Below are 12,623 nucleotides of genomic sequence, written 5' to 3'. Positions count from 1 at the left end.
GTTTTCATCAGGGATATCATGACCGCCTCAAATGAAACTCCTGCGCACACGCTGAACGGCATGTGCCTGTGCGGCGCGGTGCGCTATGTGGTGGAAGACAGCTTTCAGTACGCGCTGAATTGTCATTGCTCCAACTGCCGCCGTGCCACCGGCTCGGCCTTCAAGCCGTTCGCCGGTATCGAAGCGCACAAGCTGAGCATCACTGCCGGTGAAGAATTTCTGCAGCGTTTTGGCGACGACGGTATTCCGCAGCAGCACGAAGCACACGACGCCCACTGCCGTAAATGTGGTTCCTTGCTGTACTCGCTGGTGCGGGAAGGCATCTACGTCCATGTCACACTCGGCACGCTGGTCGACACACCGGCGATTCGTCCCACCGCACATATCTTCGTCGGCTCCAAGGCGCCATGGTTCACCATCACGGATCTGCTGCCGCAGCACGAAGGATTTGCAGAGTAGATATTCTCCACCGTCGCCGTCGCAAGACGCAGAAAATCATTGTCACGAATAACAAGACAAATCGTCGCATTGGCCAGTATTTATTTCCACCGGTGATCCCGCTAGAGTGAACTCACACTCATTACAGGATCATCATGAACACCTCTTCCAACAGTTCCGAAGGCCACGGCCTGCCTCTGCATCATCTGGTGCGTCGTCCGGCTGCCGGCGCTATTGCGGAAGGCGGCAGCGCTTGCCTGTTGCTGCTACACGGCGTCGGTTCGAACGAAACCAATCTCGTCGCTTTTGCGCAGGCCCAGGATCCACGCCTGACGGTGATTCTGCCGCGCGGGCCGCTGGCTTTCGGACCGAATCAGCATGGCTGGTTCAACGTCAATTTCACGGTGACCGGCCCGGTGATCGATCCGGCGCAGGCAGAGGCGTCGCGCGCGATGCTGGTGTCTTTCATCGAGGGTTTGCCTGCTGCATACGGTATCGCGCCGGACAAAGTCTGGATCGCCGGTTTCAGCCAGGGCGGCATCATGAGCGCCGGCGTCGGCCTGACGCGGCCGGACAAGGCCACCGGTTTCGGTATTTTGAGCGGACGCATCCTGCCCGAGATAGCGCCACTGATCGCCCGCGACGATGCGTTAAGAAAAAGCAGTGCCTACGTGTCGCACGGCGTGCAGGACAACAAGCTGACCGTCGAATACGCACGCGATACGCGACGCCTGCTCAACGAGCATCAGATCCCGACGGTCTATCGTGAATACCCCGCCGGGCATGAACTCAATGCCGAAATGCAAGGCGACTTCATCGCCTGGATGACGCAGCAGCTGGATGCGGCGTCAGGCTATTAATGAGATCTGACGCAGTTACAGCACTTCGCTGAGAACGATTTTCTTGACGCTGGCAGAGGCCTCGAAAGTGAACTCTTCCACATTGCCGCCGAACACATTGCGCACGATGCTTTCGATGTCGACCACCTGCACCATCTGCCCCGGGTTAGCGGTGCGGATGATGTTGCAGACATAGCTGGCGCGGTTGCCGAACATCGGCAGCGGTGGGTCGATCTGTGCTGCGCCGAACTCCATGACGTTGTGCAGATCGTCGACGAGTAGGCCGAGCGTGTGACGGCCTTGGCGGACCACGACGATTTCTCTGGCGGCTTCCGGCTTCGGCGCGCCGGGATGCAGCAGTTGCCGCATGTCGATCACCGGCACGAAGGACGAGGCGCTGCTGCTGTTGTCCTGATAATTCAGTACGCCGGCGATGAGCGGCTTCAGGGTTGATGCGGTCAGCATGCGTTCGACTTCCAGCGATTCGACCACGCTTGAGGCGGGCATCGCAAAGACGTCGCCGTCGATCAGGATGGTGGCGTATTCGCGTGCGCTGCCGCTGTGTGGCGCGACTTCCAGTCTGGCTGCATCGCTTTGCCCTGAGGCCGTCGCGTCATCCTGGGCACCGATCGGTACGAACACCGTGGCGATGACGTCGTTGGTGTAGTTGTCCGCGTTCTTGAATTCGCGATAGCCGAATGAGGCGGTGTGGCCGACCACCATGTATTGCCCGTGGTGGATGCGGATGGCGGCCGAGCTGATGCCGTTGCCGGCTACCATGACGTCGCCGTCCGTACGCAGCACGCTGCCAGGTGGATAGTCGGTATGTGTGGAAGAAATGACGTGGCCTTCGCGGTCGGTATAGACCGCGAAGGCCCGGTCCTGCTCCGGCAGCGACGCTGATAGCATGTTGCGGAATTCCGGTTCGGCATCGAACACGATGCCGATGCCGCCGACCGCCTGTCCGGCGTGGTCCGGATGAAAGATCGCGGCGCAATACACGTAGGTCGGGCGGTCGCCGTACAGCCAGGTCGGCTCGAACGGCGAGACGCAATAAGCCTGGCTGTCGACCAGTTGCAGCGTCTTGCGCACCAGATAGTCGTCCATGCTGTGGCCGGCCATGTCGAGGCCGTCAGCATGCGGATCGGATGCGGCGATGATGGCACCGTTGGCGTCGAATACCACCAGCCTGGCGTAGGCGGTATAGAGCGCGTTGATCGATTCCAGTATCTGCGCGATACGCTTGCCGTCCTGTTCGTTGCGGTTGCGATCGGCAGTGATGCGGCGGATGTCCGGCGTCAAGGCCCACCAACGGCAATCGTTGGCGCGTTCGTACAGGTTGCGGTCCATGATGTCGATCATCAGGCGCGAAATGAACTGCATGTCTTGCAGACTGGACGAGACGACGGTGGCGTACAAGTCCTGGATCGAATCCTTGAAAATGCTGTTGGTCTCGTCGCCGGTCTGGCTGATTTCCTGCAGGATCGCTTTGAGACGCAGCAGGTCGCGGTCTTCGCCGGCGGACATGATCTTGCCGTTCCACACAACACGCCGCAGCGAATGATTGATCGATTCGGCCATGATGGTGATGTCATGCAGCGGCGGACAAAACGATTTGGCATGCGACATCACGCCGTTCAGCATGGCCGCGTCATAGCCGGAAAGTACATCCGTGTTCTGCTGGCGAAAAGCGGTTTCGCACGGGATCATCACGTGGCCGTACCAGCCGGGACCGCCGTAGCCCTGGTAGTCGCGCGCTGCACAGGTGCGCGCCAGGTATTCGCGACCGGCATAGACCACGATCTGGTAGTCGCCTTCGAGTGCCAGCGGCACCGTGCGGCCGGCGGGGATGTGTTCGGCGTCACTGCTGCCGATCACGCAGCCGGTGTCGTCGAGCATGAGCATTACTGAGCGATCGGCGGCTTTGCGCAGGCCGCTGAAGACATCCTTCATTTCCACTGCAATCGGAAAGCACAGGCACAGCACGCCGATGGCGTCATCGCTGTTTGGAGCGACGATCTTGTGCGAATAGATCAGTGCGCGCTCGCCGCTGTTGCGCAAGTCGGAGTACGCGAAGGTTTCGATGTAGCGATCCGACTTCAGCGTCTGCGCTACCAGTGGATCGAAAGAACGCGTCACCTCATTATTGCCGTCGAGGTTGACCAGCACCCGGCCTTCGGTATCGAGGATCAGGATTTCGTCATAGACGGTGTACTTGTCGCGATAGGCGCGCAGCCGCGTCACCATGTCGTCGACGTCATGCTGATCGCGTTGGCGGTTGAGGATGAACGCGCGGATGGCGTCGTCCATTGCCAGGAAGCCGACATCGGCGGTGCGTTCGAACAGGTTGCGCACCACGATGTCGATAATGACCTGGGCCTTGAAGTCGATCTCCTGGACTGACTTGGCGATATTCTGCCGGACCAGATTGGCGATGAGGCGCTGCTCCAGGTTATTGAACCCTTCACGCGTGACTTTCATGGTCGGCAGGATGCTCTTGGCTTCCACCGGGCAGACCATCTTTGCGGTTGATTCGATCAGACGCCAGGCGAAGTTGAGTTCGCGCAGAGAGCGTTCGCACAATGCCACGTCAGGCATGTAGCGCAGGAACTCTGCGGTCGGTACTATCTGTTCCATAAGACCTCAAAATTGGTTTGCATAGGGCAATGCCATTGCCGACAGCCGTCGCAGCGTGCGCCGGCGGTATCCATGTCTCCCGCAATCTTCCTGTCAGGCAGTACCCGTTCCCTTACTGCGTTTTTATGAGGTCTTTTTTCTTGCCTGCCACAACTATTGTGGCAGAAAAATGTCGCTTCGCTTGACCGCCTGTCTCACTTTATGAATAGAATTTGGCGTCTTCGGGAAGCGACGGCGGCCGGGGTATCATGACAATGTTGACGAAAAGTTATTGTCATTGCGTGATGCAGATCGCCGGAAATGCCGTGGCGTCATGCCGTAAACGCGCCGGAAAGCGCGGCAGAAGTCCGAGGCGCTGTTGAAGCCGGCACCATAGGCGATGTCGGCAATCGTACATTCGGGCAGGTCGATCATGTCGGCAGCGGCTTCCCGCAAGCGGCAATTGCGGATGTATTCCACCAGGCCGCCTTCGGTTTCGAACAAGCGATACAAGGTGGGGCGCGATAGCCGGAACGCCGCCTGTATGGAAGCCGGCGTCAGCCAATCCTGATCAAGCCGGTCTTTGATGTAATTGCGAATGTCGGCCAGCAGCGCATTGCGCCTGATTGCGCGCGCGGAGGAAGGCGGCCCCGTGACGATAGCTTGCATTTTTATTATTCCCGTACGGCATCATGAATGAGTGGGACTGTATTGCTGCCGTCAGCGCTTGTCTGTAGCACAAACGTGTTACATGGGCCGCAGAGCGCCCGGCGTACAATGGCCGTCCCATGCCATCCATTTCCGACATCCCCATGCTGCCCGCCATTCACGTCGCCATCGTCGAGGACGACCCCGGCTTTCGCGATGCGCTGAGCAAGGCCGTCCAGGCTGCGCCGGACATGCAACTGGCGAACATTGCCGGCACCCGCGCGGAGGGACTTGCCATGCTGCAGGGGCCGCCCGCGGATGTTTTGCTGGTGGATCTGGGCTTGCCGGACGGTTCCGGCATCGACGTCATCGTGGCGGCGGTGGTGCAATGGCCGAGCTGCAACATCATGGTCAGCACCACCTTCGGCGATGAGACCCACGTCATGCGTTCGATTGAGGCGGGCGCCGCCGGTTATCTGCTCAAAGACAGCTCGCCCACCAAAATGATCGATGAAATTCGCAGTCTTGCCAGCGGCGGCAGTCCCATCAGTCCCATCATTGCGCGTCAGGTGCTGGCGCGTTTTCGCGGCGCTGCTGCTGCTGCGCCCGCTGTAGTCGACCGGGACAATGCCGGTGCACGCGGGCAGGAAGAAGCCTCTGTGTTGTTATCGGTGCGCGAAAAGGAAGTGCTGGATTACATCACCCGCGGTTTCACGGCGCAGGAGATCGCGCGGCTGATGCAGCTGTCGCCGTTTACCGTGCGCACCTTCGTGCGCCGCATCTACAGCAAGCTCAAGGTCACCTCCAAGACGGAAGCCATCTATGAAGCCAGGACCCTCGGACTGCTGCCCGACTGAGTGGCGTCGGTACAGGGCTCCGGTTCTTCTCAATGGCATGGATGTCAGTCCATAATGCCCGCATGAAAATATTCTCTTCCCGGCTGTTCGCCAATGCACTCCTGGCCCTTTCCGTGACGCTGCTGTTTGCCGTCGGTGCCTGGTATGTGCAGGGCGACGGCGAGACGGCCTCCGCCAGTCTTCATCTGACCCAGGCGGACTGGCAGGATGCGGACGGCCATGGCTTTTCTACGCCGCCGCTGGTGATGAACAGTCGCGACCTGCCATCGTCTTGGCAACATGCCGCACTGCCTTCGGCGTTACCGGTTGCGCCGTTGCCGGCAGACGGGATTGCCGGTCAAAAAATTATTCGTACGACCTGGATAAAAGTGCCGGTCACCGGCCAACTGCCCACCGGTCCCTTGGCGTTGTACGGCATTCGCATCAAGACCGACGGCACCGTCGCGGTGTACGCAAACGGCAGGCTGACCTACCGCACACAGCAGCGCGGCCAGTTGTGGAACAGTCTGTTCACGCCGCTGTGGTTTACGCTCGATCAGCACGATGCGGCCATCCCGTTGACGGAAATCCTGATCCGCGTAGAGCATGTCCCTGAAACGCCGGTGGGGTTGTCATCGCTATGGGTGGGGACGCCCGAAGCATTGCGCGGACGTTATTACCTGCGCCAGTGGTTACAGCGCGAATTGCCGGCCACGCTCAGCGCGGCCTTCATGGTGGTGGGTATTTTTGCCCTGTTTGTCTGGTTCCGGCGCCGCCACGAGATGCGCTATCTGCTGTTCTTCAATCTCGCGGCGGTGTCCTTCGTGGGCCATCTGCACTACTACGTGAGCCTGCCCATCGTGACGGATTGGTTCGCGTGGCTGACAGCCAATGCCTTGCTATGGCTGCTGACGGTGGTCCATCTGTTCCTGCGGCAATTGCATGGGCGCCCGCTGACGTGGCTGACGTACACACTGCTCAGCGTGACGATGGCGGCGACGGTATTGTCGATACCGGTGCTGGGCGTATTGCCGGTTTATCCAAGCACCTCCTTGCTGGTGCCCTTCATGTATGCGGTCACCGTTCTCATGGGGGTGTTGGTATGCACGATGGGCGCGAAGGCGTCGTGGCATCGTTCGCGCGAAGGGATGCTGCTGACCATCGGCGTCGGCGTGGCGGTGTTGCTGGGCATGTCCGACTGGCTGTTGCACAACAACGTCGTCAGTCCGGAAGGCTGGTTCCTTGGGGCATACACCAATGCCGTCACTTTCGTGATGTTCGGCGGGCTGATGTACCGGCGTTACGTTCATGCCATCACCGAAGTGGAGCAGATCAACGCCAGTCTGGCCCAGCGCCTGCAGGCGCGCGAAGCGGAACTGGAAATCAGCCACCGGCTGTTGCGCGAAGCGGCGCTGCGGCAAACCATCAGTGAAGAACGCCAGCGCCTGATGCAAGACATGCACGACGGTCTCGGTTCGTCGCTCATCAGCGCCATCCGTTCGGTGGAGCATGGCGGCGTCAGCGACGCCAAGGTGTCACAAATTCTCAAGGATTGCCTCGACGATCTCAAGCTCACCATCGATTCGATGGAACCGGTTGAAGCGGATTTGCTGCTGTTGCTGGCGACCTTGCGCTTCCGTCTCGAACCACGATTCGAGGGAACCAATATCACCCTGATCTGGGACGTGCAAGAGCTGCCGACGCTGGCCTGGCTGGAACCCTCCAGTGCGCTGCATATCCTGCGCATCGTGCAGGAAAGCATCGCCAATATCCTGCGTCACACCCGCGCTGACCGGATTCGCGTCAGCACCGCACGCGACGATAACGGAGACGGGGTATCGGTCACCATCGAAGACAACGGCCAGGGTTTCGATATCGGCAAAGCGCTGGACAGCGCAGCAGGTCGCGGCTTGCACAACCAGCAGCGGCGCGCCAAGGCAGTTGATGGTAGGGTGTCCTGGGCGTCGGACGCCGACGGTACGCGCTTCACGTTGTGGCTGCCGCTTGTGCGCAAGACAATGCCAGCATAGTCCGTCGTACGAAGCAGACTACAACTGCACCGACTTCAGGTCTTCCAGAAACGCCGCCACGATAGGCTCATTCGCATTGGCGCGATTGGTCACCACGCTGATGCCGACTTCGTATGACAGCTCCGTACGGTTAAGCGCTTTCATGGCGCCGCGGGCGACGTGTTCGCGGCCCATTTCTTCCGGCAGATAACCGAGATGCTGGCCTGACAGGATCAGGATCGACATCGCTTCCATGTTGCCGGTCATGGCCATGATGTTGCGGCGGTGGATCGGCACATGGCCGGGCGGCACCGGATAGTCGCGCCAGGCCCAGGCGTAGCCGGCGGCTTCTTCCGGGTCGATTTCTTCTTCCTTGTAAAACAGCGGATGCGGCGGGGCGCAATAGGCGACCTGGCGCTCCAGCATCAGTTGCGTGTATTGCAGCGCTGTCACGCGCCGCCAGAAATAGCCGATCGCCACCTGGATACTGCCGTTGATCAGCATCTCCTCCAGTTCGCTCGGCGTGCGCACCACGATATCGAGCCGCACTGCTTCGTCGCGCTGACGAAAGCGGCGTATCACTTCGGACAGGCGCGTGTTCTGATGCGTGGGCGTGTGGCCGATCAGGCCGATGCTGAGCCGCCCGACCAGTTTCTTGTCGAGGTTGCGCGCTTCCATGCCGAACTCGGTCAGCGCTTCGATCATGCGGCGCGCCGAGTCGGCAAATTTTTCGCCTTTTGCGGTCAGGCGAAAACCTGCGCGACCGCGTTCGCACAGGCGGTAGCCGAGTCGCGTCTCCAGCGCGCTCAGTTGCGCGCTGATGGTGGACTGGCCGACATTGAGCTTGGATTGCGCAGCCGACACGCCGTGGGCGTCGACTACCGTCAGGAAGACCCGGATCAGGCGAATATCCAGATCGAATACGTTGTTGAGCATGGTGCACGTTCCGGCAAGGGAAAGACCTCAGTCTATACATCGATCCGGATCGATGCAAACGTCGCGAGATACGCATATTTGTTTCCAAACTCCGTCGCTACAATGGGTAAAACCACTTCCCTTTACAAGGACGCGTATCGATGGAACATGCACTGTATCAGCCCATGGGCGGCAATGTGATGCCCCGTTTTGGGGGGATTGCCACCATGATGCGGCTGCCGTATATCGAAAATCCAGCCGGTCTCGACGTCGGATTCGTCGGCGTGCCGCTGGATATCGGCACCTCCAATCGTTCCGGCACACGCTTCGGTCCGCGCCAGATCCGCACTGAATCGGTGCTGCTGCGCCCCTACAACATGGCTACGCGCGCCGCGCCTTTCGATTCGCTCAAGGTCGCCGACATCGGCGACGTTGCACTCAATCCCTACAGCCTGCTCGACTCGGTGCGCATGATCGAGGAAGCCTACGACCGCATCTATGCCACCGGTTGCAAAACCATCAGCATGGGCGGCGACCACACCATGACGCTGCCCATCCTGCGATCCATCCATAAGCAATACGGCAAGGTCGGGCTGATTCACGTGGATGCGCATGCCGACGTCAACGACACCATGAACGGCGAAAAAATTGCCCACGGCACACCATTTCGCCGCGCGTTTGAAGAAGGCCTGCTGGATCCGCAGCGCGTGGTGCAGATCGGCCTGCGCGGCACCGGCTATCACGCCGACGACTTCGACTGGTGCCGGGCTCAGGGTTTTCGTGTGGTGCAGGCTGAAGAATGCTGGAACAAGTCGCTCGCGCCGTTGATGGCAGAAGTGCGCGCGCAGATGGGCGACGGCCCGGTCTATCTGACGTTTGACATCGACGGCCTCGACCCTGCGTTTGCTCCCGGCACCGGCACGCCGGAAATCGGCGGCCTGACCGTGCAGCAAGGCATGGAGATCATCCGTGGCGCCAAAGGCCTGAATATTGCTTCCGCCGATATCGTCGAAGTGTCGCCGCCGTACGACCAGGCCGGCACCACGGCGCTGGTGGCAGCGAATCTGGCGTATGAAATGTTGTGTGTGTTTCCCGGTGTGAAGTACCGCGCTTAGTGCGCTGTGCCGGTTCAGTCTTGTTAAAACGAAATCGAAGGATGGCATTCCATGAGTGAAACCCGGTTGTGGGGCGCGCGTTTCCGCTCCGCCCCTGATGAGGCCCTGATGAACCTGTCGCGTGGAGGCATGGCGCATTTCCGGCTGACGCATTTCGACATCGTGTCGTCGCAGGCGCATGCGCGCGAGTTGCTGCGCGCCAAACTGCTGACCGAGGACGAATGCAATGCCATCGTCGGCAAGCTCGGCGAACTCGACGCCGCCTTCGCGCGCGGCGAGATCACGCCGTCGCCCGCCGATGAAGACGTGCACACCTTCATGGAACGCATCCTCGTCGCCGCCCTTGGCGACACCGGCGCCAAGTTGCGCGCGGGACGCTCGCGCAATGACCAGGCGGCCAACAATCTCAAGCTGTACCTGCGCGCCGAGAGCCGCGCCATCGGTGACCTGCTGCTCGACTTGCAGGATGCGCTGATGGGACAAGCCGGCCAGCATCTGCAAACGCTGGCGCCGGGCTTCACGCATTTGCAGGCGGCGCAGCCTATCGTGTTTGCGCATCAGTTGCTGGCGCATGCCCAGACTTTCAGCCGTGACATGTCGCGCTTCATGGACTGGGATCGCCGCAGCGCGCGCTCTCCATTGGGCGCGGCCGCCATGGCCGGTTCGGCGATCGCCTTGCAGGCGGAGTTGTCGGCCGTCGATCTTGGTTACGACGCGCCGTGCGAAAACTCCATCGACGCCGTCGGCAGCCGTGATCACGTGGCTGAATTTTTGTTTGTGGCGTCCATGCTCGGCGTGCATTTGTCGCGCTTGTCGGAAGAAATCACGCTGTGGGCATCGCGCCAGTTTCAGTGGATAGCTCTGGACGACAGCTTTTCCACCGGCAGCTCGATCATGCCGCAGAAGAAAAACCCCGACATCGCCGAACTCACGCGCGGCCGCGCCGCACGCCTGATCGGCATGCTGACCACCATGCTGGTGGCGCTCAAGGGTTTGCCGTTTTCCTATAACCGCGATCTGGCGGAAGACAAGTTCGCCGCCTTTGAAGCGGTCGATGTGCTGCACAAGGTCTTGCCCGCGATGGCGGGCATGATCCGCACCATGCGCGTCAATACCGCGAAGCTGCGTCGCGACGCCACACAGGGATTTACGCTGGCGACCGAAGTAGCCGACTGGCTGGCGCGTCGTGGCGTACCGTTTTCCGCTGCGCATGAAATCACCGGTGCCATGGTCAAACTGTGTGAAGACAAGCAAGTGGAATTGCACGAACTGAGCGACGCCGAAATGACGGCAATCAGTCCCTTTCTGTTGCCCGAAGTGCGTAGCGTGCTTACGCCCGAAGCGGCGGTCAATGCACGCAGCGGCTATGGTGGCACCGCGCCGGCACAGGTCGCCGCACAATTGCAGCGGCTGCAAAAAACCGTCGCCGGCCAGCGCGTGTGGTGTGGCAATGAAGCCGGGCCGACGGCTTCTTCCGGTTCGTTCAATGCGGGTGCGGCATGACTACGCAATCTTCTTCCCCGTCGTCTTCTCCATTCGCCATCGATCACCTGAAGATCGTGCCGCGCCGTTTCTACGGACGCTGGTTGTCGGCGGCATTGATTCTGCTGGTGTTCGCCTTCATCATCAACGCCTTCGCGCATGGCCAGATCGAGTGGAAAATCGTCGCGCAGTTCATGACCGCCAAGGTCATCATGCACGGCTTGCTCAACACCATCCTGATGACTATCTATGCGATGACCATCGGCATCGTGCTGGGTGTGATCTTCGCCGTGATGGTGATGTCGCCCAACCCCATGCTCAAGGCCATCGCCGGTTTCTATATCTGGTTCTTCCGCGGCACGCCGCTGCTGCTGCAGATGCTGCTGTGGTTCAACCTGGCGCTGGTGTTTCCGATGATGGGCATCCCCGGCGTGTTTGAAGCGCGCACGGTGGATCTGATCACGCCCTTCATCGCCAGTCTGCTGGGCCTGGGCATCGGGCAGGGCGCCTACACCGCCGAAGTGGTGCGCGGTGGCATCCTGTCGGTCGACAACGGCCAGACCGAGGCCGCCAAAGCCATCGGCATGACGCGCCTGACCGCGCTGCGCCGGATCATTCTGCCGCAATCGATGCGCGTGATCATTCCGCCTATCGGCAACGAAGTCATCAGCATGGTCAAGCTGACTTCGGTCGCCAGCGTGATCCAGTTTTCGGAAATCCTGCACAACGCCCAGACCATCTATTTCGCCAATGCGCGCGTGATCGAGCTGCTGATTGTGGCGACCATCTGGTATCTGGCAGTGGTGACGGTGTTTTCCATCGGCCAGCATTTTCTGGAAAAGGCCTTCGCACGCAATCAGCGCAAAGCGGTCAAGACAGTAAAACTGAAAGCGACGCCCGTCGCCATCATCGAAGGAGCGCAACCATGAGCGCCGTCCCGCAAGCGCAAGCGGCCATGCCGATGGTGGTCGCGCATGATGTCCAAAAATATTACGGCAGCTATCACGCCCTCAAGGGCATTTCGATGGAAGTCGCGAGCGGCGAAGTGATGTGCATCGTCGGGCCGTCCGGTTCCGGCAAAAGCACCTTCCTGCGCTGTATCAACCAACTGGAGCGCACTGACGGCGGCGCGATCTGGCTCGGCGGTGAACTGTGCGGCTATCGCCGCAAGGGCAACGAACTGCGCGAACTCAGCGACAGCGAGATCGCGCGTCAGCGGCTGGCCAGCGGCATGGTGTTTCAGCGCTTCAATCTGTTCGGCCACATGACCGCCTTGCAAAACATCATGGAAGGCCCGGTCGTGGTGCAGCAGCGCAAGCGCGCCGAGGTGCGCGACGAAGCCGAAGCCTTGCTCGAACGCGTCGGCCTGGCCGGCAAGTCCGGCGCGTATCCAGGCGAATTGTCGGGCGGCCAGCAACAGCGTGTGGCGATTGCGCGCGCACTGGCGATGCGGCCCAAGCTGATGCTGTTCGATGAACCGACGTCGGCGCTCGATCCGGAACTGGTCGGCGAAGTGCTGGGCGTGATGAAGGATCTGGCGCTGTCCGGCATGACCATGATCGTGGTCACGCACGAGCTCGGGTTTGCCCGCGAGGTATCGGACCGCGTGGTTTTCATGGATCAGGGGCAGGTGCTGGAGTGCGGCACGCCGGCTGAAGTCCTGACGCATCCGCAGCACGCGCGCACCAAGGAATTTATTGCAGCGATTTTGAGCTGATCTTGAAC

Annotated in this window: 11 protein-coding genes; 8 read left to right on the top strand and 3 right to left on the bottom strand. The window is 60.5% G+C overall.

Annotation, left to right across the window (positions count from 1 at the left end):
- The first annotated feature begins 18 nt into the window (after positions 1-18).
- Positions 19-459 carry a GFA family protein gene (locus tag PQR63_RS01120; RefSeq protein ID WP_408164884.1) on the top strand — a complete coding sequence of 147 codons (441 nt, stop codon included), beginning with the start codon at positions 19-21 and terminating at the stop codon, positions 457-459.
- A 134-nt stretch (positions 460-593) separates the two neighbouring features.
- Positions 594-1,298: an alpha/beta hydrolase gene (locus PQR63_RS01115; RefSeq protein ID WP_408164882.1), complete on the top strand. Its 705-nt coding sequence runs from the start codon at positions 594-596 to the stop codon at positions 1,296-1,298.
- A gap of 15 nt (positions 1,299-1,313) precedes the next feature.
- On the opposite strand, the gene PQR63_RS01110 is transcribed toward PQR63_RS01115, so the two are convergent.
- On the bottom strand, positions 1,314-3,914 hold the full coding sequence (locus PQR63_RS01110) for a chemotaxis protein CheW (protein ID WP_408164880.1): 2,601 nt from the start codon (positions 3,912-3,914) through the stop codon (positions 1,314-1,316).
- 246 nt (positions 3,915-4,160) lie between these two features.
- Positions 4,161-4,562 (bottom strand): helix-turn-helix domain-containing protein, encoded by a 402-nt coding sequence (locus tag PQR63_RS01105; RefSeq protein ID WP_408164878.1) that lies wholly within the window; start codon positions 4,560-4,562, stop codon positions 4,161-4,163.
- Positions 4,563-4,681: 119 nt separating this feature from the next.
- On the opposite strand from PQR63_RS01105, the gene PQR63_RS01100 reads away from it, so the two are divergent.
- On the top strand, positions 4,682-5,398 hold the full coding sequence (locus PQR63_RS01100) for a response regulator (RefSeq protein WP_408164876.1): 717 nt from the start codon (positions 4,682-4,684) through the stop codon (positions 5,396-5,398).
- A 62-nt stretch (positions 5,399-5,460) separates the two neighbouring features.
- A complete protein-coding gene (locus PQR63_RS01095) occupies positions 5,461-7,407 on the top strand; it encodes a sensor histidine kinase (RefSeq protein WP_408164874.1) in 1,947 nt (648 codons plus the stop codon).
- Positions 7,408-7,425: 18 nt separating this feature from the next.
- On the opposite strand, the gene PQR63_RS01090 is transcribed toward PQR63_RS01095, so the two are convergent.
- Positions 7,426-8,322: a LysR family transcriptional regulator gene (locus tag PQR63_RS01090; protein WP_408164873.1), complete on the bottom strand. Its 897-nt coding sequence runs from the start codon at positions 8,320-8,322 to the stop codon at positions 7,426-7,428.
- Between the two features lie 140 nt (positions 8,323-8,462).
- On the opposite strand from PQR63_RS01090, the gene speB reads away from it, so the two are divergent.
- From speB to PQR63_RS01070, 4 genes are read left to right on the top strand one after another with little or no spacing between them, the layout of a single operon-like run.
- Positions 8,463-9,416: an agmatinase gene (gene speB / locus PQR63_RS01085; RefSeq protein WP_094565857.1), complete on the top strand. Its 954-nt coding sequence runs from the start codon at positions 8,463-8,465 to the stop codon at positions 9,414-9,416.
- A gap of 51 nt (positions 9,417-9,467) precedes the next feature.
- Positions 9,468-10,919, top strand: coding sequence for an argininosuccinate lyase (argH, locus tag PQR63_RS01080; protein ID WP_408164870.1), 1,452 nt, complete (start codon positions 9,468-9,470; stop codon positions 10,917-10,919).
- The gene (locus PQR63_RS01075) at positions 10,916-11,827 is read left to right on the top strand and encodes an amino acid ABC transporter permease (protein ID WP_408164868.1); all 912 of its coding nucleotides are present in this window, start codon (positions 10,916-10,918) and stop codon (positions 11,825-11,827) included. Before argH ends, PQR63_RS01075 begins: the two co-directional genes overlap by 4 nt.
- A complete protein-coding gene (locus PQR63_RS01070; protein ID WP_408164867.1) occupies positions 11,824-12,615 on the top strand; it encodes an amino acid ABC transporter ATP-binding protein in 792 nt (263 codons plus the stop codon). The genes PQR63_RS01075 and PQR63_RS01070 overlap by 4 nt, the downstream gene beginning before the upstream one ends.
- Positions 12,616-12,623 lie beyond the last annotated feature (8 nt).

The sequence above is a fragment of the Herbaspirillum rhizosphaerae genome, assembly GCF_046025915.1.
Taxonomy (GTDB): Bacteria; Pseudomonadota; Gammaproteobacteria; order Burkholderiales; family Burkholderiaceae_D; genus Herbaspirillum; species Herbaspirillum rhizosphaerae_A.
Note: the sequence above shows the minus strand (reverse complement) of the source record. Positions and strands in the feature narration are given on the sequence as shown.